Genomic DNA, 18,355 nt, shown 5'->3' with positions numbered 1-18,355 from the left:
GACAATGATACCGAACCTTTCGTCCTTGCTTCGCTCGGGCCTGATCGCGCTCGGCGTCGCAGCAGGCGTTTCAGCTCCCGCCTTCGCGGTTCCGATCGCCGCCGGCTTCAATCCGGCGGTACAGCCGCAGGCCGACGCGGGAATAACGTTGATACAGGATGGCCGGTACTGGCGGCGACACCGGGGTGACGGCGACCGCTGGCGTTCCCGGCGCCACTGGAGGGACGGGGACCGCTGGCGCGATCGACGCCATTTCCGGCGGAACTGGCGCCGCTACGATCGGCGGCCGAGCATCTATCTCGACTTCTCATTCCCTGGCTACCGGTACTATGAGCCGCGCTACTACGCACCGCGCTATTATGCGCCGCGCCGGGTGTACCGCTCCGGCCGTCTGTCGAGCGCCCATGTGCGATGGTGCTACGACCGCTACCGGTCCTACAGGCCCTACGACAACACCTTCCAGCCCTACAACGGGCCGCGCCGGCAGTGCTGGTCGCCTTATAGCTGAACCGGCCTGACATCCGGCAGATGCCAAAAACGGCGCCTTCGCAAGAGGCGCTGTTTTGATTCCTATTCGAATTTCACGCCAACCGCATTCATCGATCGCCAGCGCACCCGCGCCCTTCGCAGTGTTTCCTCGCCCGAGATCAGCACTTCGAACCGCGCCGGAAGCGAAAATGTCTCGGCAAGGGACAGCAGCGCACCGTCCGCCGACTGGTTGCGAACGACGCATTCGAAGGCGCTGAAGCCGCTGTTGAAGGTCAGCGTCGCGCCCTTCAGCACGCGGCGGCGCAACGCCGCCCTGCGTTCGGAAAATACCCGCCCGTCTACGCCAATGGACTTCTCGGTGATCGGGTTCATCGCACACCTCCTTGGATGACAGGCTGCGCGATGCGAAAGGCGTGCCACACAGGCTGTGCCACGTCGGCACAGGTGGCCCGAGGGGACAGTTTACTTTTTGCCGCCCGCGCGAATGCGCAAACCGCCCCGCCCTTCTGCGGCAAGAAAGTAAACTGTCCCCCAGCAGTTCCCTCAGTTCTTCGCCTTGTCGACCAGCTTGTTCTTGGAGATCCACGGCATCATTGCGCGCAGCTTCTCGCCGACTTCCTCGATCTGGTGGCTGTCGTTCATGCGGCGGATGCCCTTGAAGCGGGCGGCGCCAGAACGGTATTCCTGCATCCATTCCGAGGTGAACTTGCCGGTCTGGATGTCATTCAGCACGCGCTTCATCTCGGCCTTGGTCTCGGCGGTGATGATGCGCGGACCCGAGACGTATTCGCCCCATTCGGCGGTGTTGGAGATCGAGTAGTTCATGTTGGCTATGCCGCCTTCATAGATCAGGTCGACGATCAGCTTCACCTCGTGCAGGCACTCGAAATAGGCCATTTCCGGCGCGTAGCCGGCTTCCACCAGCGTCTCGAAGCCGGCGCGGATCAGTTCGACCAGGCCGCCGCAAAGCACGACCTGCTCGCCGAACAGGTCGGTCTCGCACTCTTCCTTGAAATTGGTCTCGATGATGCCGGAACGTCCGCCGCCGACGCCGCAGGCGTAGCTGAGGCCGAGTTCGAGTGCATTGCCCGAAGCGTCCTGGTGGACGGCGACCAGGCACGGCACGCCGCCGCCCTTCTGGTATTCGCCGCGAACCGTGTGGCCGGGGCCCTTCGGCGCGACCATCAAAACGTCGACCGTCTTCTTCGGCTCGATCAGGCCGAAATGCACGTTGAGGCCGTGCGCGAAGGCAATCGCAGCGCCGTCGCGGATGTTCGGAGCGATCTCGTCGCGATAGATGTCGGCCTGAAGCTCGTCGGGCGTCGCCATCATCATCAGGTCGGCCCACTTCGCGGCTTCCGCCACGCTCATCACCTTCAAGCCGTCGGCTTCTACCTTCTTGGCCGTGGCGGAGCCTGCCTTCAGGCCGACCGCGAGTTCCTTGGCGCCCGAATCCTTGAGGTTGAGCGCATGCGCCCTGCCCTGGCTGCCATAGCCGATGATGGCGACCTTCTTGCCCTTGATAAGGTTGAGATCGGCGTCACGATCGTAATAAACGCGCATGTTGTTTCCTTCCTTTGTTTAGATCCAGTATCTCGGTTCAACGCGTCCTTCGAGGCTCGCCCCCGGAAGGAAAGGTGCTGAATTTGCACGGCGTCCTGCAGGCTCGCACCTCAGGATGAGGGAGGGTGTGCCCGGACCGCAAATCGTCAACGGCGTGCCCCCAAGGATTGGCGCCAACCGCCATGATTGGCCTTCGCAGGCACGCCGCTCCTCATCCTGAGGTGCGAGCCCGCACTGCACTGGTGATTAAGCGCCAGACTTCCATGGGCGAGCCTCAAAGGACGCACCATCATCTCTCGCCCCCATAAAGCGCCAGAAACTGCCGCGTCGCCAGCGCCGCGTCGCGGCCGATCTCCGCCTCGGTCAATTTCAGCCTGTCGCCGAGCAGCAGCCGGATCTGCACGTCGCGGGCGACCAGCCCGAAAAAGCTCCGGAACGCCGTCTCGGCGTCGTCGAATGCGAGCAGGCCCTTGCCGCGCGCCGCTTCCAGCACCGGCTTCAGCCGCCGCGCCAAGGCTATGCGGCCATTGTCGAGCACGATTGCGCCGAGCCCGTGGCCGTCGGATCCGGCGCGGGCGATCGCCACCCGGTTGAGCGCAATCGAGGTTTCCGACGAGATCACGCTCAGCCAGTCGGAAGCAAAACCTTCCAGGCTCGCCGTTAGCGACGGCAGGTCGATGCGGGCGCGATCGACCGGCGCGACGCGCACCTTCGACGCCTGCCACTGTACCGTAGCGATGAGCAGCCCATCGCGGTCGCCGAACCATTTGTAGAGCGTTTCCTTGGAGCAGCTGGCGCGGCGCGCGACGGCCGTCATGGTCAGCCGGTCGCCTTCCTCGACGAGCAGGCGCAGAGCCGCATTCAGAACGTCCTTTTGACGTTCCGTCAGCTCGCCGCCGCCATCAATTTCAAGGCTTGCCTGCATATCCTGCCTGCGTTCGGCAGATCGCGACCCGCCGTACCGTACGTTACGGTTCGGCTCTATGCAGCATATTTCCCCGCGGCGCAAGCGCCGTTGCAACGCTCAACGCCGTGCCGGCTCGAAAAGCTCGATGGCGTTGCCCGATGGATCGTCGAGCAGGATTTGCTTGCCGCCGTTGCCCATGATGATATCGCTGCGGAACCGGCATCCCTTGGCCTTCAAATCCGCAACCATCGCTTCCAGATCGTTGCATTCGACCTGAAAACGGTTCCAGCCGCCCGGCGCGGGCGTCGCGCCTTCCGGCATCGCCTGGCCTGCACCTCCGGCTCCAGGACGGTTCAGAAGCAGCCTGAGGTCACCGCGCGAAAGCGCGGCAAAGCCGGGGGCGGGATGAAAATCGACTTTGAAGCCGAGCAGGTCGCGATAAAAGCTGATCGCCTGCTCGACGTCGTTCACGATATAGCGGACTGCAACAGCCATGGTCTCCTCCGTATTTGGGCCCAAGGAGATATAGTCTGCCGGGCCGCATGGCTACCAGCCGCAGGCCTTCAGGAATCTGCGAACCGTTTCGGCCATGCCGTGTTCCAGGGCGTCCGCCGTCAGGCCGTGCCCTATCGACACTTCGGCCAGTTGCGGAATTCGCCTGGCGAGCGCCGGCAGATTGCTGACAACGAGATCGTGCCCGGCATTGACGCCGAGCCCGGCAGCAAGTGCGACGTCAGCGGCTTTGCCCAATCTTTCCAGCTCCTTGTTGGCTTTTTCTGAATCGGAATGGCAGCTGCCATAGGGGCCGGTGTAGAGTTCGATACGGTCGGCGCCGATGTCGCGGGCGACTGCAATTCCAGCCGGGTCGGGATCGGCGAACAGCGACACTCGGAAACCGCCTTTCTTCAGCCGCCTGACTATCGGTGTCAGGAAGGCAGCATTCGCGGCGAAATCCCAGCCATGGTCGGACGTCGCCTGCGCCGGATCGTCCGGCACCAGCGTCACCTGTTCCGGCTGGTTCTTCTCCACAAGGCCCAGAAACTCTTCGGCTGGATAGCCTTCGATGTTGAACTCGGCCTGCGGAAACTCGTCGTCGATCAGCGCGCGGAGTTCGGGCAGGTCGGAATAGCGCGTATGGCGCTGGTCGGGCCGCGGATGCACCGTCAGCCCATGCGCGCCGGCGGCGAGCGCGATGCGCCCCAACCCGCTGACGCTCGGCCAAGGCAGGTCGCGCCGGTTGCGCAGCATGGCGATTGCATTCAAATTGACGGAAAGTTTTGCGGGCATGGGGCGTCTCGAAACTGTTGCAGCGTCTCTATAGCCGCTCCGGCGGGAACTGACACGACCATTCATGTGTTCCAGTGCAAGACCGACTTCCCTCGAAAGGACGCCGCATGCATCCGCTCGACCATGTGCCGGCCATTCGCCGCATCGACACCAACCGCGAGGATTTGTGCGCGCTGGAAATCGTCGGCCGTTTCACCGCGGCCGATCTGGAAAATGCCTACGGCCTGCTCGAGGGCGCATACGCCGTGCATGACAAGATCGACCTTCTCGTCCGCATCTCCCGTTATGAGGGCTTCGACTGGAGCGCCGCCTTCACCGATGCCACGATCCGCGGCAAGACCCGCGCGCTGCGCCACATCCGCAAATATGCGGTGGTCGGCGGGCCGGCATGGTTGCGCACCGTGATCGGCATATTCGGGCCGCTCACCTCTATCGAGACCCGCTATTTCGATGCCGATGAGGAAGCGGCGGCATGGGAGTGGATCGATGCCAGGCCTGTCGCTACGGCCTGATCAGCGAACGATCGTCAGTGTCTGCGCCGCCCTCGTGATCGCGGTATAGAGCCAGCGCTGGCGGGTGTCCTTGAACGCGTAGCTTTCGTCGAACAGCACGATGTCGTTCCATTGCGAGCCCTGCGCCTTGTGCACGGTCAGCGCGTAACCATAGTCGAAATCGTCGAAGCGCTTCTTCTGGGTCCACGGAATGTCGGCGTCCGGATCCTCGAATGCCGCCTTGAGCAGCTTGATCTTGGCGACGCCGCGATCGGGATCGTCCTCCTCCGGCGAGACCAGGAGATTGATGCCCGGCTTCACCGTCTCGCGCGACGAGGTCATCACCTTCCACAGCGAGCCGTTGAGCAGGCCTTTCGCCGGATCGTTGCGCAGGCAGACCAGCTTGTCGCCGGCCTGCGGATAGCTCGCCGTGAATCCTTTCAACTCGCGAAGCCGGTAGTTGTAGCGCTTTCGCGTGCGGTTCGTGCCGACCAGCACCTGGTCGGCGGCGAGCACCAGTTCCCGCGTCACCTCCTCCTTGCCGATCACTTTCGCCGTGCCGTAATCACCGCGCATGAATTCACGGCCTTCGCGCACGTCGAGCGCCAGCCGGATGATCGGATTGTCGCGCGCCTGCCGGTGGATTTCGGTCAGGAGAATGTCGGGTTCATGCTCGGTGAAGAAGCCGCCGCCCGAGATCGGCGGCAACTGCGCGGGATCGCCGAGCACCAGAACCGGCGTGCCGAACGACAGGAGGTCGCGGCCAAGCTGCTCGTCGACCATCGAGCACTCGTCGATGATGACCAGCGTCGCCTTCGAAATCGGGCTCTGCCGGTTGAGTGCAAATGTCGGCGACATCGAGGTCTTGCCGGTCGTCTCGTCGGCGACCGCTTCCTCGCCGCGCGGCCGGTAGATCAGCGAATGGATGGTGCGGGCGTTGACCGCGCCCTTGGAGCGTAGCACCTGCGCCGCCTTGCCGGTGAAGGCGGCGAATTGCACCTGGCCGTCGACATGCTCGGCGAAATAGCGCGCAAGCGTGGTCTTGCCGGTGCCGGCATAGCCGAACAGCCGGAAGACCTGCGGCCTGCCCGCCTTCAGCCACCGCGCCACCGCCTTCAGCGCATCATCCTGCTGGGGAGAAAATTCCATCACATGGAGAGACAAGATTCGGGCGGAGAGGGCAAGAGGCCTTCCCGATCCCTGGCGGCTGCGTTTTTTTGTCAAACTTGGCTGCTAGGCCCGTCGGACTCCCACGAGAAGACCGCCGCTATCTCCCCGAAAAAGACTGCGAGGTTCATCCGATGCGATATCCCACACCGGTCGTTCCGGTATCGATCATAATCACGAATTTCAATTATGCGCGGTTTCTTCGACGCTGCATCGACAGCGCTTTGGGTCAGATCCATCCCGCCGTGGAAGTGATCGTCGTCGACGATGTCTCGACCGATGGATCGGCGGAAATCATAAAATCGTTTGGCGACAAGATTGTACCGCGTTTCAGGGCCGAGAATGGTGGGCATGCGGCGGCCTTCAACACGGGCTTTGCGGCCTCCAAAGGGCAGATCGTTTTCTTCCTGGATGCCGATGATTACCTCTACCCGAACGCGGTATCGGAGGTTATCGACAAGTGGAACATGAAAACCGCGCAGGCCCAATTCAGGCTGCATCTGGTCGATGAGGGCCACGAAATCCTGGATGTTTTCCCGCCCCCGGAACTGCCGTTCGACGGCGGCAATGTGGTTCCCAAGCTTCTGCGCCGCGGGCGATATCAGACGACCGTAACAAGCGGCTTGGCCTTCGATCGTTCGACGCTCGAGTCCGTATTTCCAATTCCGGAAGCCGATTTCAGGCAAGGAGCGGACGGCTATCTCGTGACAGTCGCACCGCTATATGGATGCGTGAAATCGATCGATACCTGCCTTGGGGCCTATCGCCAGCACGGCACAAACCATTCGACATTTGGAGAAAAGCTTGGCGAACGTGCGCGGTGGCGGCTACGGCACGATTTCAATCGCTTTGCGGCGCTGTCCCGCCAGGCCGCCGACGTGGGACTGGAGTTGCCGGAAAATATCGGCCTGCGCGATCCGGGTCACCTCGAAGAGCGACTGGCCTCGTTGTGCATGGACAGGACCCATCATCCCGTACGCAGCGACAACAAGCTGGCGTTGGCTGCTGCCGGCGTCGCGGCGAGCATGGAGATGAATGCCTCCTTGCGCAGGCGCGCATTTCTGGCGGCGTGGTTTCTGTCCATCGGCGTGCTTCCGCGGCGGATGGCCCGCACAATCTTGTCGTGGAAGCTTGTCGCATCGTCGAGACCCCCTGTCCTTGCGCGTATGTCAAAGACCGTCCGGCGCGTCATGGGCTAGCGCGAAGACAGCCGGCGGCCTCCGGTGGTGGAGATTTTCAACCGCAACCGCGTGACAACCGATGAGCGAACCGAAATGCCGGAAAAACCAAAAGTTGACATCGGCGATTAAGAAGATTACACACGCTCAATCGATATTTGCTTGTCTGACTTTTGTTTATCTGCGCGTCTGGCGCGCCCTTGGCGAACCTCTCCCTTCAAACATCGAGACAAACCTCCGTTTTGCATTCGCACGGCGGTAAACTAATATTTCTATGGAAAGGGTTCATCATGAGCACCGGCACAGTTAAATGGTTCAACGCCACAAAAGGCTTCGGCTTTATTCAACCTGACGATGGCGGCCAGGACGTATTCGTCCACATCTCGGCTGTCGAGCGCGCTGGAATGCGCGATATCGCGGAAGGCCAGAAGCTCGGCTACGAGATGGTGCGCGACGCGAAGTCGGGCAAAATGTCGGCCGACCAGCTTAAAGCTGCATAAATCGGCATTCGCCTCACCGATGACCACGGATGTACTGGCATCGTTGAAGAGGTGAATGTCACAGGGAGGCCGGGCTTTTGCCTGGCCTTTTTCTTTTGATCGATGGATATAGGTGTGACCGAGAACTCGAAGAAATCCCGCGACCAGGCTGAATCGTTTTTCAGCAAAACGCAGACGCAGTCTATGGCGCTCAACCGCATCATTTCGGAACACGACGCCGTCAGCCAGGCGCGCGAGGCAAAGACCGCGCGACTGAGAGAACTGCGCCTGGAGAAGGAAGCGGAAGAGCTTGCCGCGGCCTCCAAACGCAAGGGCAAACGCTGATGGCGAGGCGCGCGGTTCTGGTGTCGATGGCGGCGGATTCCACCATCGCCGATGTCGTGCAAACGCTCGACAATCCGGTCGAATATGTCCGGCGCATCCTCGAGAAGCTGGAACGCTGCCGGCGCGCTCATGGCGACGCACAGGTGCGGATCGGCGTGCGCGGCCGGGTCGAATGCCCGAACTACCTGATCGAATATGTCCGCCACGATGCCAGGACAGACCGGACGTCAGTCCATCCGGACGCCGCCTATAGCGGCAGCACGCATCGCGAACTCGCCCCCAGGCATATCGAGGAGGCCAGAAACTGGTCGCCCGAAGAAATGAACATCACCGCTGTTTCAGCGCTGATCGGCCGCCTCCGCAATCCGCGCGACTGATCGCCAGTTCAGGATCGACCATGGCCATAAAATTTACCGTCAAGGACGAACCCAAAGCGGCGGCTCCGGTCAAGGCCGCCAGGAAAACCGAACCCGAAATTGACGGGAACCCGGCCAGCGGGACGCACGAGGCGCCGCCTGCCGCCGAAGTGGGGACCGATCTCTTCAACGCCGAGCCCGCAGCGCCGCGCAAACGCCGCAAGAAATAGCGCTTTGCAGGGAACGCACCTGAACCGGAATTTCCCTACCGTCGGCAGTGCACGCGCTTGACCGAGCCTCTGTTGAGCGGCAGCTTTGATTGCAACGCATGCGGCGCTTGCTGCTCCCACTCGTCGGCATGGCCGAGATTCTCCACCGAACCCGACTCCCGGCTCGATCGAATCCCCGCCGAACACGTGTCCCGCGACGAAAGCGGCATGCGCTGCGACGGCGCGCGCTGTTCGGCACTTGTTGGCAAGGTCGGCAAATCGACGTCCTGTTCGATCTATGAGATCCGCCCCGACGTCTGCCGCGCCTGCTTGCCGGGCGGCGGCGACTGCCTCATCGCGCGCCGAGGCCGAGGGCTGTCGGCGCCCGACGCACAGGTGTGGCCGACAGTCGATCCGTATCTGCAAAAGGCCTGATCACGTAGAAGAACCCTTTACGATCTCGAATCCCACTCCGGATCGTTCTCCAGCAGGATCGGCTTGCCATGCGGCGTCGCATGCGCGGCGCGATGCCAGGCGGCGGCCAGCGCATCGATTTCATTCCCGCCGGCAACGCCTTTTGCAGCCAGCAGGTTTTCCAGCGCACGCAGCCAGCAATCGTAGTAATCGCTGCCGTCCGGCGCAGCGTTGGAACTTTTCACTTCCGCCGACAGCGCGTCCGCCCATTCGCTCCACGAAAACATCCCGCGCTCATTGAGCGCCACAACCATGGCGAAGGCTTCGGCTTGCCAGGGTTCGGCGAAGACCGGGCTGTCCTTCGGAAGCGCACCATTGATGGGTTCGCCGGTTATTTTCGACGGCCCGGAGTCGGCCTCACGCCGGCTCAAGGTAGCTCTCCCAGGCATCGATCGAGACCGTCAGCGTCGGGTCGGCTCCCTCGCCCCAGATTTCCGCAGCTGAGAAGACAACCGTGTAGACCCGCTGCGGGTTTTCGCCGCCCCCATGCGCGTTGCTGTCGGGGAAGACAAACCCATCGTGCACTGCCTCGACCACGCCGAGCTTGCCGCGGGCATAGCGCGGCAGCCTTGTGTGGCCAGTGGGGTGAAAATTCTTGGTCCGCACCCGGTCGCCTGCCTCGAACCGTGCCGGCGCCTCGACCGGCCGGTCGCATGGCCCGCCCTTCGCCAGCACGGCGGCGACGTTCTCGGCCTTCAGCACACGTTTCGGCGTCGTTCCTGAGCCCAGCGCCTTGCCGGCGGCCACTTCCTCGTCCATGACGAAACCGTGGCGCTTGAGCAGCGTTTCCAGCGCCTTAATCCAGATTTCATAGTAGCTCGAGGAATAGTAATCCGCTGGATGCAGGCATTCGCGAGCGTGGCGGCTTTCGTCGATGGTCCAGTGGCCCATCGCGCCTGAGGTCAGCGTTACGCCGAGCGCACGCTTCTCCCACTCGGCGTGGAAATACGGCTCGTCCTTTTCCGGCGCGACTGGCCCGAACCCCATCTGCCCGCCGAGATCGTGCGGCCCGTTCATGCTGCTTGCGGCTCCAGCGCCAGTCCCGTGCCGATCATCGAATCGCGTGTGACCAGTTCAGCCAATCTTTCCTCGCTCCAGCCTTCCGTGCCGTTTGGCCGCATCGGCACCACGAGGTAGCGGAGTTCGGCGGTCGAATCCCATACCCGGATCTTTGTCTCCGCCGGCAGCGAGACGCCGAATTCGGCAAGAACGCCGCGCGGGTCAATCACCGCTTTCGAGCGATAGGGCGGCGACTTGTACCATACGGGCGGCAGCCCGAGCACCGACCAGGGATAGCAGGAGCACAGCGTGCAGACGAGGAGGTTGTGCGTATCGGCGATGTTGAACACCGCCTGCATGTGCTCGCCCTGCCTGCCGGTGAAGCCGAGCGAAGCGATCGCCGCCGTCGCATCCTTCTTCAGCCGTTCGGCGTAAGCGGGATCGCTCCACGCCTTGGCGACGACTTTCGCGCCGTTACGCGGGCCGATCTTCGTCTCGTAGGTCTCGACGATCGCGTCGATCGCCGCCGGGTCGATCAGCCCTTTCTGGGTCAGGATCGTCTCCAGCGCCTTGGCCCGCGCGGCCATAGGGTCGAGTTCGTTGTCGTGATAATGATCGTGGTCATGGGGCATACGACGGAATCTAGGCCGCGCCGCCGAAGCGCGCAAGCAGGCCAGGCCTCACCGAAACATTGGCCACAATGTGGCTGCGAGGAGCACGCCCATGGCGATATTGAACCATTTCAACCTGACCGGATCGGAGAGAAATCCGCGCAGCGCCATGCCGAAGCCGGCCCAGACCGATACCGACGGCAGATTGACCACGGCGAACGCGACGGTGACCAGCAGCATGGAAAGGAACGGTGCCTGCGGGTTGGTGTAGACGGCCATCGCCGTCACCGCCATCACCCAGGCCTTGGGATTGACCCATTGAAATGCGGCGGCTTGCAAGAAGGTCATCGGCACGGCCTTCGCCTCGCCCTTCGCCGCCATCGATCGCGACATGGCGATCTTCCAGGCGAGACAGAGCAGGTATGCGCCGCCGGCGATCTTCAGTGCCAGATCGAGCGCCGGATAGGCCTTCAGCAGCGCGCCCAAGCCCAAACCGACCCCGAAAAGCAGCGTGGCGAAACCGGCGGCGATGCCGAACATATGCGGCACGGTGCGCCAGAAGCCGAAATTCACGCCCGACGCCAGCAGCATGAAATTGTTCGGCCCCGGCGTTACCGAGGTGACGAAGGCAAAAACAAGCAGGGCCAGGAAGACTTCAGGGGACATGGATCGCCGCTATCCATATGTCAGCAGTGTTGACCTATAATGACGGATTCCCGATGCGAACGCAGCGGCCATGGTCATCAGACGCTTATGCCAAGGTTCAGAAGCGCGGCTCTGTCCTCACATCCCCTGCGGGCCGCGATTCATCGCTGCAACTCCGGTGCGGCAGACCTCAACCAGGCCGAGGGGCTGCATGATGGCGATGAACTGCTCGATCTTTGACACCTTGCCGGTGATCTCGAAAATGAAATGCTCGGTATTGGCGTCGATGACATTGGCGCGGAACGCTTCGGCGAGCCGCAGCGCCTCGACGCGAGCGTCGCCTGTGCCCGAAACCTTGACCAGCGCCAGTTCGCGCGCCAGCGGCTTGTCCTGGCCGAGTTCGCCAGCGCGCACCGACAGGTCGACCACGCGGTGCACCGGCACGATGCGCTCTAGCTGGTGCTTGATCTGCTCTAGCACATGCGGCGTGCCGCGCGTCACGATGGTTATGCGCGACAGGTGCTTCTCGTGCTCGGTTTCCGAAACCGTCAGGCTTTCGATGTTATAGCCGCGGCCGGAAAACAGGCCGATGACCCGCGCCAGCACGCCTGGCTCGTTGTCGACCAGCACCGATAGCGTGTGGATTTCAGGCCGTTCGGTCTCCTTGGCGATGAAATAGGCGGAGCCGGTGGGTTGGAGATGGGCGCTCATGGGGTCTTGTCTTCCTTCTGCGGCTCCGCTTCAAAGCATGCCGTCTGTTTAAGGTTCCCGAACTGCCGGGGCATTGGGGTATGATTTGGCGCTTCGTGTGAGATCCTTGTCGAAGGTCAGAAATTCGTTGCATTCGGCGGCGCCGAACAAGTGAAGCGCATCTGCGAAATCCATTCCGTCGCCATGGGCGGCGATCGCATCTCGAACCATAGATTCGTTGCCGAATTGAATGTTCGGACTTGTGACAAGCGCTGTCATAAGTCGATTTACCGTTTGAGCCGACAAGCCGTATCGGCTTCGCAGAACCCACTCGGTTTCGAGAAGCACCGAAGGTCCGACAATCAATCCTCCGGTCTCGAAGCGGGCCATTGCACGCGCGCCATGCTCGCTGTTCTCGTCAATCATTATCCGCAGCAGGACGTTTGTATCAATCGCGCTCGGCATCGTACCGCCGCGCAGCTTCTCTAAGCACCACCTCCCTTATTTCCTCGTCGGTTATCGGCGGACCGAAAACCTTCGGCCTCATAGCCTTGAATTCCTCCAGCGTAATGGGTGGAAACCGGCTATCGTGAACGGCCTTTGGCCTGAGCACCACTTCACTGGCCCGATCGACGACTTCGAGTTCCGTACCTGCCATCCATCCATGCGCGTCCCGAACAGCCTTGGGTAGAACGACCTGCCCCTTGCTGGATACTCTGGTAGTAGTCATCTTTCGGTCCTGCTCGGTAAGACACGGTAAGACATAGCGCCTTTCACGCGCCATTTCAAACTGCGTCTGCTCTCACACCAGCTCCCGGCCCTTCGCGTCGATCGCGTTGGCAACCATTTCGTCCGTCGCCTCGTCGGGCAGAAGCATTTCGTTGTGCGCCTTGCCCGAGGGGATCATCGGAAAGCAGTTGGCGAGTGCCGCCACCCGGCAGTCGAAGATCACCGGCTTCTTCACCGAGATCATTTCCTTGATCGCGCCGTCGAGATCGCCGGGTTTTTCGCAGCGTATGCCGTGGCCGCCATAGGCTTCCGCCAGCTTGACGAAATCCGGCATCGCCTCGGTATAGGAATGCGACAGCCGGTTGCCGTGCAGCAGTTGCTGCCACTGCCGTACCATGCCCATATACTGGTTGTTCAGGATGAAGATCTTTATCGGCGCCTCGTACTGAACCGCGCAGCTCATCTCCTGAATCGTCATCTGCACCGAAGCGTCGCCGGCAATGTCGATGACAAGCGAGTCCGGATGCGCGATCTGCACGCCCAGCGCCGCCGGCAGGCCGTAGCCCATCGTGCCCAGCCCGCCCGAAGTCATCCAGCGGTTCGGCTTCTCGAAATGGAAATGCTGCGCCGCCCACATCTGGTGCTGGCCGACTTCCGTCGTGATGTATGTGTCGAGATGCTTGGTCAGCTCGTAGAGCCGCTGCACCGCATATTGCGGCATGATCACCTCGTCATTCGGCCGGAAGGCCAATGAATCGCGGGCGCGCCAGCGGGCGATCTGCTCCCACCATGGATACAGCGCCTTCTTGTCGGCCTTGGCGGTCGCACGCCACAGCCGCACCATATCTTCCAGCACGCGGCCGACATCGCCGATGATCGGCACGTCGGCCCGGACATTCTTGTTGATAGAGGACGGGTCGATATCGACGTGGATCTTCTTCGAATTGGGCGAAAACGCGTTGAGCCGCCCGGTAATGCGGTCGTCGAAGCGCGCGCCGATGCAGATCATGACGTCGCAATCGTGCATCGCCATATTGGCTTCGTAGGTGCCGTGCATGCCGAGCATGCCGAGCCAGTTCTTGCCGCTCGCCGGATAGGCGCCGAGGCCCATCAGCGTCGAGGTGATCGGGAAGCCGGTCAGGTCGACCAGTTCGCGCAAGAGGTGGCTGGCTTCCGCGCCCGAATTGATGACACCGCCGCCGGAATAGATGATCGGCCTTTTGGCCTCCATCATCAGCGCTACTGCAGCCTTGATCTTGTCGAGGTCACCCTGGACCTTGGGCTGGTAGCTGGTGCGCGGCGCCGTCTGCGGCGGCGTGTACATGCCTTTCGCGAACTGCACGTCCTTCGGAACGTCGACGACCACCGGCCCTGGCCGGCCGGTCGTCGCGACATGGAACGCCTCGTGCAGGATGCCTGCCAGTTGGTTGACGTCCTTCACCAGCCAATTGTGCTTGGTGCAGGGCCGCGTGATGCCGATCGTGTCGCATTCCTGGAACGCGTCCGAGCCGATCAGCGAAGTCGGAACCTGGCCGGTGATGCAGACCAGCGGGATCGAATCCATCAGCGCATCCTGCAGCGGCGTCACCGCATTGGTCGCCCCGGGCCCGGACGTCACCAACATCACGCCGGCCTTGCCGGTCGAGCGTGCATAGCCCTCGGCCGCGTGGCCAGCGCCCTGTTCGTGGCGCACCAGAATGTGCTCCACCTCGTCCTGCTGAAAAAGCTCGTCATAAATCGGGAGAACCGCGCCGCCGGGATAGCCGAAGAGATGCTTGACGCCATTGTCCTTCAGCGCCTGCACGACCATTTCGGCGCCCGTCATCTCACGCCGTCCGGTTTCGTCCTGTCGGTTGCTCATCGATCTGTCCCGTTTCTTGCCGCCTGCGGGCGATTGCTGGTCGTTTAGTCTTGTTTCGGTCAATAAAAAAGGCCCCCGAGGGAGCCTGTGTTTAGCGCATGGGAGGTTTTCGCCCGGCGGTTACACCGCCTTGCCCACGCGCCTTCCTACTACGAGAATGAGTGTCATCTTCATGGGCGCGAAGACTAATTGCCGGAAAGCCATGGTGTCAATGCACAAATTGCGCCGGCCTAAGGGAGAGTGTCGACGATCTCGAAATCGTGGGTGATCGTAGCTGTCTTGGCGAGCATTGCCGACGCTGAGCAGTATTTCTCGACCGAGAGATCAATGGCGCGCTGCACCTTTGCCGGCGCCAGGCCTTGGCCTTTCACCACGAAGTGCATATGAATGCGGGTGAACACCTTCGGGTCTTTCTCCGCACGCTCCGCTTCAAGCTCGATCACGCAATCCTCGATTGCCTCGCGGCCCTTTTCGAGGATGTGAACGACATCGAAGGCCGAGCAGCCTCCGGTTCCAATCAGCACCAGCTCCATCGGGCTCGGTCCAGGGGTTTGTCCCTCCGCTCCGAAGGCCGTTCCGAGCACCAATTTGTGCCCGCTGCCGGACTCGCTGATGAATGTCCGACCCTCGACCCATTTGATGCGCGCTTTCATGAAGCTCATCCCGCGATTGAACTCACTCATCATAACGCGGGAAGTAGCTGCGGCCATCCCAGGAAGCATCATGCCCGCCTTCGCCGCTTCCTTGCCGCCTTGATCTCGGCGATGCGGCCGGCATCCTCCGGCTGCAGATGCCGTCCGCGCTCCAGTATCTCCAGTGTGTATTCTTCGTAGGTGAGCCCGATCCTCTCCGCCCGCTCGAGCCGCATCAGCATCACCTGCGGGCTCGGCGCCTTCCAGGCTTTCTTGCGGGCGGCTTCCCAGCAGAGATAGAGGAACGCGTCGCCCTTGCCCCAAGGCGGTCCTTCGTAGTCGTCGAGCGGCGGGCCGCCATTGTGGTTGCGCCGAAGACGCCGCGTCATTGGCTGCCCCGCATCAGCGCGACGAGATAGATCGCGGCAGCAGGTCCCGGCGCATGAAAAGTGCAGTCGGCGGGCGGGCCAAGCGCCAGGCAGTCGCCAGCTTCCATGACGTGGACGACGTCGCCTTCCGTGAACCCCAGGCGCCCTTCCATCAGCCAGATCTGCTGCCTGATGAAGGCGTAGGACGACGCAGGCAGGCTGACTGTCGCGCCGGCGGGCATTTCGACCCTGATCAGTTCCAGCGGCATGTCGGATGCCGGCGAAAGATGCCGGCGGACATAGCCCGTCCCGGGGTCCCGCCAGATGGGCTGGTCCTTTTCGCGCATCAGACCGCCGCCACGCAGTTCGGCTTGGGCGATGAGCGATGACAAAGTCATTCCGAATGCCGAAGCGATACGCACCAGAAGGGCTGCGGTCGGACTTGTCCCGTTCCGCTCTATGGCGCTGAGCATCGCTTTGGAGACGCCGGAGCGTTCAGAGAGTTCGGCCAGCGACCACTCCCGCTGCGTGCGCTCGGCGTGGATGCGATGGGCTATCCCTTGCGAAAGATCGTCTCTTATATCGCTCATTCGGCTAATATAGAGGATACGTACGTGACGTAAAGTCCCGCCTGTTCCAATTGCAGCGATTGTCCTAACCGCTTGTAAACCATGCCCTATGACGCGGCCTTAACCCCACTTCGCTTAGTGTCGCGATCCAACGGGAAGTGGAAGCGGGTGTACCTGAATGTTCGTGGAGCGGGAAAAATCCGCCGGTGAAGCAACGTCGCAGGAACGCCGCGACGCGGCGCAGAGCGATGCACGAATCCTCGGCCATGTCGTGCAGTGCGACGGCGCTCGCGCCACGATAAGCGCGTTAGCCGATACCGGCGAAGGCGCTGTCACCGGCCTGTGGACAGTCGGCAAGATGATCTCGATCAATCTCGGCTCGTCGCGCACCGTCGGGCTCGTCTATGCCATCGGCAAGGCCGACGGCACCTGGCACAGCCATGAGCAAAACGCCATCGAGGTCAGTGTCGAACTGATCGGCGAGGTCCGCGACAGCGCCGCACCAGCCAAACCGGTCTTCGACCGCGGTATCACCACCTATCCCCATATCGGCGCGGTCGCGCACCGCATCCGCAACCGGGATCTCCAGGCGGTCTACGATCTGGCGGGGCGCCATTCTGTAACCATCGGGACATTGTCGCAGGACGAGACGATCGACGCCTGCATCGCCATCGACGATACGCTGGCCCGCCACTTCGCTGTGGTCGGCACCACTGGTGTCGGCAAATCGACGGCCGTCTCGCTGCTGCTGCGCAAATCGATCGAGGCCAGGCCGGATCTCAGGGTGCTGATCCTCGATCCGCACAATGAGTTCGCCGCAGCCCTGCCCGACAACAGCGTCAAAGTCGACACATCGACGCTCGACCTGCCCTTCTGGCTTTTCCGGCTGGAGGAATTTGCCGAAGTGCTGTTTCGCGGCCGCGAGATCGTGCCCGAGGAACTGGATGTGCTGCGCGACCTGATCCCGGCCGCCAAGAACCTTTACCGCAATCCGGGCGCCGGAACCTTCATCCGCCGCGGCGGCGATTCGATGACCGCCGATACACCGGTACCCTACAGGATCGCCGACCTCATCAAGCAGATCGACGAGCGCATGGGGCTGCTGGAGAGCAAGGATTACCGCCCGACCTACCGCTCGCTCAAGACGCGTATCGAATCGGCCATCAACGACCCGCGCTACCGCTTCATGTTCGCTTCGCGGCTGATCGAGGACACGCTGCACCAGACCATCGGCAACATCTTCCGCATTCCGCATGGCGGCCGGCCGATCACCTGTTTCGAAATGGCCGGCATGCCCTCCGAAGTGGTCAATTCGGTCTGTTCGGTTTTGGCGCGGCTGGCCTTCGACCTGGCGCTGTGGAGCGAAGGCAAGCTTAAGCTTCTGGTGCTGTGCGAAGAGGCTCACCGCTACATGCCTTCCGATCCGCGGCTCGGCTTCGCGCCTACCCGGCACGCTCTGTCGCGCATCGCCAAGGAAGGCCGAAAATATGGCTGCTATCTCGGCGTCGTGACCCAGCGCCCGGGCGAACTTGATCCGACCATCCTGTCGCAATGCTCCACCGTGTTCGCAATGCGCCTCGCCAACGAGCAGGATCAAGCGATCATTCGCTCGGCCATAGCCGATTCGTCGGCGTCCACCCTGTCGTTCCTGTCCTCGATGGGCCAGCGAGAAGCCATCGCCTTCGGCGAAGGCGTGGCGACTACCATGCGCCTGAAATTCGAGCGGCTTGCCTCGAACCTGATACCCGGCGCAGGCAAGCGCCACGCGGTGGACGCACCGACCGGCAATGGCGAAGATGTCGACCTCGTCACCATCGTGGAGCGCCTGCGAAACGTGCCGAAGCCGCAGCAGAATCTCGGTTTCGCCGAACCCGTGGATATGCAGCGCCAGGCCGGCGATTCCGGCTATCGCAAGCCGGCGGTCGAAGCCGCGCCGCCGTCCGCCCCCGAGGATCTCGATGTCAGTTTCGGCCTGAAGCCGAGCACATTCGGCCTGCGCCCGAGGTCGGACTGAGTTTGAGGCCGTCAGCGCTGCGGGTATAGCCACAACCGCTCAGCATCATTGCGAACCTGGGAAGAATTCTTGCTGGAATTCGTCAGGCCGAGACTTATGGCGCGGATTTCGAGAACCGTAGCGGAGCGGACATTCAAGTCCGCGAGCACCGGAAGCACAGAAAATCCGCGTCAGAAGGCCAGCATCACGAATTCATGCTGAATTCCCGAAAAGTTGCAGACTTTTCGGATAAGATCATGCGGCAAACAAAAGGTTAGAGCCCCATTCCGATTCAATCGGAATGGATCAGGCT

At 62.1% G+C, this 18,355-nt stretch carries 26 protein-coding genes; 9 read left to right on the top strand and 17 right to left on the bottom strand.

Annotated features, from left to right (window positions below):
* Positions 1 to 4: 4 nt before the first annotated feature.
* The gene (locus G6N73_RS02515) at positions 5 to 508 is read left to right on the top strand and encodes a BA14K family protein (protein ID WP_165022918.1); all 504 of its coding nucleotides are present in this window, start codon (positions 5 to 7) and stop codon (positions 506 to 508) included.
* A 62-nt stretch (positions 509 to 570) separates the two neighbouring features.
* Here G6N73_RS02515 and G6N73_RS02510 read toward each other — a convergent pair whose 3' ends face one another.
* The 5 genes from G6N73_RS02510 to G6N73_RS02490 all read right to left on the bottom strand — a co-directional run bounded on the left by G6N73_RS02510 (position 571) and on the right by G6N73_RS02490 (position 4,246).
* The gene (locus G6N73_RS02510; RefSeq protein ID WP_165022916.1) at positions 571 to 861 is read right to left on the bottom strand and encodes a PilZ domain-containing protein; all 291 of its coding nucleotides are present in this window, start codon (positions 859 to 861) and stop codon (positions 571 to 573) included.
* A gap of 171 nt (positions 862 to 1,032) precedes the next feature.
* Positions 1,033 to 2,052 carry a ketol-acid reductoisomerase gene (ilvC, locus tag G6N73_RS02505; RefSeq protein WP_008837000.1) on the bottom strand — a complete coding sequence of 340 codons (1,020 nt, stop codon included), beginning with the start codon at positions 2,050 to 2,052 and terminating at the stop codon, positions 1,033 to 1,035.
* A gap of 289 nt (positions 2,053 to 2,341) precedes the next feature.
* On the bottom strand, positions 2,342 to 2,977 hold the full coding sequence (locus G6N73_RS02500; protein WP_165022911.1) for a TetR/AcrR family transcriptional regulator: 636 nt from the start codon (positions 2,975 to 2,977) through the stop codon (positions 2,342 to 2,344).
* A gap of 99 nt (positions 2,978 to 3,076) precedes the next feature.
* On the bottom strand, positions 3,077 to 3,454 hold the full coding sequence (locus G6N73_RS02495) for a VOC family protein (protein ID WP_165022908.1): 378 nt from the start codon (positions 3,452 to 3,454) through the stop codon (positions 3,077 to 3,079).
* Positions 3,455 to 3,505: 51 nt separating this feature from the next.
* Positions 3,506 to 4,246 (bottom strand): pyridoxine 5'-phosphate synthase, encoded by a 741-nt coding sequence (locus tag G6N73_RS02490; RefSeq protein WP_165022905.1) that lies wholly within the window; start codon positions 4,244 to 4,246, stop codon positions 3,506 to 3,508.
* A 107-nt stretch (positions 4,247 to 4,353) separates the two neighbouring features.
* Here G6N73_RS02490 and G6N73_RS02485 point away from each other — a divergent pair, with 107 nt between their 5' ends.
* Entirely contained in the window at positions 4,354 to 4,758 is a 405-nt protein-coding gene (locus G6N73_RS02485; protein WP_165022902.1) for a SpoIIAA family protein, read from the top strand.
* Here G6N73_RS02485 and G6N73_RS02480 read toward each other — a convergent pair whose 3' ends face one another.
* Entirely contained in the window at positions 4,759 to 5,886 is a 1,128-nt protein-coding gene (locus G6N73_RS02480) for an ATP-dependent DNA helicase (protein WP_165022899.1), read from the bottom strand.
* Between the two features lie 152 nt (positions 5,887 to 6,038).
* Here G6N73_RS02480 and G6N73_RS02475 point away from each other — a divergent pair, with 152 nt between their 5' ends.
* The 6 genes from G6N73_RS02475 (at position 6,039) to G6N73_RS02450 (ending at position 8,906) form a co-directional block, all read left to right on the top strand.
* Positions 6,039 to 7,103 (top strand): glycosyltransferase family 2 protein, encoded by a 1,065-nt coding sequence (locus G6N73_RS02475; RefSeq protein WP_165022896.1) that lies wholly within the window; start codon positions 6,039 to 6,041, stop codon positions 7,101 to 7,103.
* 269 nt (positions 7,104 to 7,372) lie between these two features.
* The gene (locus G6N73_RS02470; protein WP_165022893.1) at positions 7,373 to 7,582 is read left to right on the top strand and encodes a cold-shock protein; all 210 of its coding nucleotides are present in this window, start codon (positions 7,373 to 7,375) and stop codon (positions 7,580 to 7,582) included.
* Between the two features lie 114 nt (positions 7,583 to 7,696).
* Positions 7,697 to 7,906: a hypothetical protein gene (locus tag G6N73_RS02465; protein ID WP_165022890.1), complete on the top strand. Its 210-nt coding sequence runs from the start codon at positions 7,697 to 7,699 to the stop codon at positions 7,904 to 7,906.
* A complete protein-coding gene (locus G6N73_RS02460; RefSeq protein ID WP_165022888.1) occupies positions 7,906 to 8,283 on the top strand; it encodes a hypothetical protein in 378 nt (125 codons plus the stop codon). The genes G6N73_RS02465 and G6N73_RS02460 overlap by 1 nt, the downstream gene beginning before the upstream one ends.
* 20 nt (positions 8,284 to 8,303) lie before the next feature.
* Positions 8,304 to 8,492 carry a hypothetical protein gene (locus tag G6N73_RS02455; RefSeq protein ID WP_165022885.1) on the top strand — a complete coding sequence of 63 codons (189 nt, stop codon included), beginning with the start codon at positions 8,304 to 8,306 and terminating at the stop codon, positions 8,490 to 8,492.
* A gap of 57 nt (positions 8,493 to 8,549) precedes the next feature.
* Positions 8,550 to 8,906: a YkgJ family cysteine cluster protein gene (locus G6N73_RS02450; protein WP_246251576.1), complete on the top strand. Its 357-nt coding sequence runs from the start codon at positions 8,550 to 8,552 to the stop codon at positions 8,904 to 8,906.
* A 17-nt stretch (positions 8,907 to 8,923) separates the two neighbouring features.
* Here the strand turns inward: G6N73_RS02450 and G6N73_RS02445 are convergent, their stop codons facing one another.
* The 11 genes from G6N73_RS02445 to G6N73_RS02395 all read right to left on the bottom strand — a co-directional run bounded on the left by G6N73_RS02445 (position 8,924) and on the right by G6N73_RS02395 (position 16,070).
* Positions 8,924 to 9,316 carry a nitrile hydratase accessory protein gene (locus G6N73_RS02445; RefSeq protein ID WP_281352821.1) on the bottom strand — a complete coding sequence of 131 codons (393 nt, stop codon included), beginning with the start codon at positions 9,314 to 9,316 and terminating at the stop codon, positions 8,924 to 8,926.
* A complete protein-coding gene (gene nthB, locus G6N73_RS02440) occupies positions 9,303 to 9,962 on the bottom strand; it encodes a nitrile hydratase subunit beta (protein ID WP_165022879.1) in 660 nt (219 codons plus the stop codon). Before nthB ends, G6N73_RS02445 begins: the two co-directional genes overlap by 14 nt.
* Positions 9,959 to 10,576, bottom strand: a complete 618-nt coding sequence (gene nthA / locus G6N73_RS02435) for a nitrile hydratase subunit alpha (RefSeq protein ID WP_165022876.1) — start codon at positions 10,574 to 10,576, stop codon at positions 9,959 to 9,961. Before nthA ends, nthB begins: the two co-directional genes overlap by 4 nt.
* Positions 10,577 to 10,624: 48 nt before the next feature.
* Positions 10,625 to 11,221: a LysE family translocator gene (locus tag G6N73_RS02430; RefSeq protein WP_165022874.1), complete on the bottom strand. Its 597-nt coding sequence runs from the start codon at positions 11,219 to 11,221 to the stop codon at positions 10,625 to 10,627.
* A 117-nt stretch (positions 11,222 to 11,338) separates the two neighbouring features.
* Entirely contained in the window at positions 11,339 to 11,911 is a 573-nt protein-coding gene (gene ilvN / locus G6N73_RS02425; protein ID WP_008837017.1) for an acetolactate synthase small subunit, read from the bottom strand.
* A 48-nt stretch (positions 11,912 to 11,959) separates the two neighbouring features.
* Positions 11,960 to 12,355 carry a type II toxin-antitoxin system VapC family toxin gene (locus G6N73_RS02420; RefSeq protein ID WP_165022871.1) on the bottom strand — a complete coding sequence of 132 codons (396 nt, stop codon included), beginning with the start codon at positions 12,353 to 12,355 and terminating at the stop codon, positions 11,960 to 11,962.
* On the bottom strand, positions 12,339 to 12,620 hold the full coding sequence (locus G6N73_RS02415; protein WP_165022868.1) for an AbrB/MazE/SpoVT family DNA-binding domain-containing protein: 282 nt from the start codon (positions 12,618 to 12,620) through the stop codon (positions 12,339 to 12,341). Before G6N73_RS02415 ends, G6N73_RS02420 begins: the two co-directional genes overlap by 17 nt.
* A gap of 72 nt (positions 12,621 to 12,692) precedes the next feature.
* A complete protein-coding gene (locus G6N73_RS02410; RefSeq protein WP_165022865.1) occupies positions 12,693 to 14,480 on the bottom strand; it encodes an acetolactate synthase 3 large subunit in 1,788 nt (595 codons plus the stop codon).
* A 230-nt stretch (positions 14,481 to 14,710) separates the two neighbouring features.
* Positions 14,711 to 15,133 (bottom strand): OsmC family protein, encoded by a 423-nt coding sequence (locus G6N73_RS02405; RefSeq protein WP_165022862.1) that lies wholly within the window; start codon positions 15,131 to 15,133, stop codon positions 14,711 to 14,713.
* A gap of 68 nt (positions 15,134 to 15,201) precedes the next feature.
* The gene (locus tag G6N73_RS02400) at positions 15,202 to 15,501 is read right to left on the bottom strand and encodes a hypothetical protein (protein WP_165022859.1); all 300 of its coding nucleotides are present in this window, start codon (positions 15,499 to 15,501) and stop codon (positions 15,202 to 15,204) included.
* Positions 15,498 to 16,070, bottom strand: a complete 573-nt coding sequence (locus G6N73_RS02395) for a helix-turn-helix domain-containing protein (RefSeq protein WP_165022856.1) — start codon at positions 16,068 to 16,070, stop codon at positions 15,498 to 15,500. The genes G6N73_RS02400 and G6N73_RS02395 overlap by 4 nt, the downstream gene beginning before the upstream one ends.
* A 157-nt stretch (positions 16,071 to 16,227) precedes the next feature.
* Between G6N73_RS02395 and G6N73_RS02390 the strand changes: the two genes are divergently transcribed.
* The gene (locus tag G6N73_RS02390; protein WP_165022852.1) at positions 16,228 to 18,063 is read left to right on the top strand and encodes an ATP-binding protein; all 1,836 of its coding nucleotides are present in this window, start codon (positions 16,228 to 16,230) and stop codon (positions 18,061 to 18,063) included.
* The last annotated feature ends 292 nt before the right edge of the window (positions 18,064 to 18,355 follow it).

It is taken from the genome of Allomesorhizobium camelthorni, assembly GCF_011045125.1.
GTDB classification, from domain to species: domain Bacteria; phylum Pseudomonadota; class Alphaproteobacteria; order Rhizobiales; family Rhizobiaceae; genus Allomesorhizobium; species Allomesorhizobium camelthorni.
The sequence above is the reverse complement of the archived record's forward strand: the minus strand, read 5'-3'. Positions and strand labels throughout refer to the sequence as shown.

What these genes read in the sequence shown, in the direction of transcription:
- G6N73_RS02420 (WP_165022871.1), bottom strand. Translation starts at nt 12,355, where the DNA reads ATGCCGAGCGCGATTGATACAAACGTCCTGCTGCGGATAATGATTGAC.
- G6N73_RS02480 (WP_165022899.1), bottom strand. Translation starts at nt 5,886, where the DNA reads ATGGAATTTTCTCCCCAGCAGGATGATGCGCTGAAGGCGGTGGCGCGG.
- G6N73_RS02500 (WP_165022911.1), bottom strand. Translation starts at nt 2,977, where the DNA reads ATGCAGGCAAGCCTTGAAATTGATGGCGGCGGCGAGCTGACGGAACGT.
- G6N73_RS02515 (WP_165022918.1), top strand. Translation starts at nt 5, where the DNA reads ATGATACCGAACCTTTCGTCCTTGCTTCGCTCGGGCCTGATCGCGCTC.
- G6N73_RS02475 (WP_165022896.1), top strand. Translation starts at nt 6,039, where the DNA reads ATGCGATATCCCACACCGGTCGTTCCGGTATCGATCATAATCACGAAT.
- ilvC (WP_008837000.1), bottom strand. Translation starts at nt 2,052, where the DNA reads ATGCGCGTTTATTACGATCGTGACGCCGATCTCAACCTTATCAAGGGC.
- G6N73_RS02510 (WP_165022916.1), bottom strand. Translation starts at nt 861, where the DNA reads ATGAACCCGATCACCGAGAAGTCCATTGGCGTAGACGGGCGGGTATTT.
- G6N73_RS02430 (WP_165022874.1), bottom strand. Translation starts at nt 11,221, where the DNA reads ATGTCCCCTGAAGTCTTCCTGGCCCTGCTTGTTTTTGCCTTCGTCACC.
- G6N73_RS02495 (WP_165022908.1), bottom strand. Translation starts at nt 3,454, where the DNA reads ATGGCTGTTGCAGTCCGCTATATCGTGAACGACGTCGAGCAGGCGATC.
- G6N73_RS02415 (WP_165022868.1), bottom strand. Translation starts at nt 12,620, where the DNA reads ATGACTACTACCAGAGTATCCAGCAAGGGGCAGGTCGTTCTACCCAAG.
- G6N73_RS02390 (WP_165022852.1), top strand. Translation starts at nt 16,228, where the DNA reads ATGTTCGTGGAGCGGGAAAAATCCGCCGGTGAAGCAACGTCGCAGGAA.
- G6N73_RS02460 (WP_165022888.1), top strand. Translation starts at nt 7,906, where the DNA reads ATGGCGAGGCGCGCGGTTCTGGTGTCGATGGCGGCGGATTCCACCATC.
- G6N73_RS02490 (WP_165022905.1), bottom strand. Translation starts at nt 4,246, where the DNA reads ATGCCCGCAAAACTTTCCGTCAATTTGAATGCAATCGCCATGCTGCGC.
- nthA (WP_165022876.1), bottom strand. Translation starts at nt 10,576, where the DNA reads ATGCCCCATGACCACGATCATTATCACGACAACGAACTCGACCCTATG.
- G6N73_RS02485 (WP_165022902.1), top strand. Translation starts at nt 4,354, where the DNA reads ATGCATCCGCTCGACCATGTGCCGGCCATTCGCCGCATCGACACCAAC.
- G6N73_RS02410 (WP_165022865.1), bottom strand. Translation starts at nt 14,480, where the DNA reads ATGAGCAACCGACAGGACGAAACCGGACGGCGTGAGATGACGGGCGCC.
- G6N73_RS02455 (WP_165022885.1), top strand. Translation starts at nt 8,304, where the DNA reads ATGGCCATAAAATTTACCGTCAAGGACGAACCCAAAGCGGCGGCTCCG.
- G6N73_RS02405 (WP_165022862.1), bottom strand. Translation starts at nt 15,133, where the DNA reads ATGAAAGCGCGCATCAAATGGGTCGAGGGTCGGACATTCATCAGCGAG.
- nthB (WP_165022879.1), bottom strand. Translation starts at nt 9,962, where the DNA reads ATGAACGGGCCGCACGATCTCGGCGGGCAGATGGGGTTCGGGCCAGTC.
- ilvN (WP_008837017.1), bottom strand. Translation starts at nt 11,911, where the DNA reads ATGAGCGCCCATCTCCAACCCACCGGCTCCGCCTATTTCATCGCCAAG.
- G6N73_RS02395 (WP_165022856.1), bottom strand. Translation starts at nt 16,070, where the DNA reads ATGAGCGATATAAGAGACGATCTTTCGCAAGGGATAGCCCATCGCATC.
- G6N73_RS02400 (WP_165022859.1), bottom strand. Translation starts at nt 15,501, where the DNA reads ATGACGCGGCGTCTTCGGCGCAACCACAATGGCGGCCCGCCGCTCGAC.
- G6N73_RS02470 (WP_165022893.1), top strand. Translation starts at nt 7,373, where the DNA reads ATGAGCACCGGCACAGTTAAATGGTTCAACGCCACAAAAGGCTTCGGC.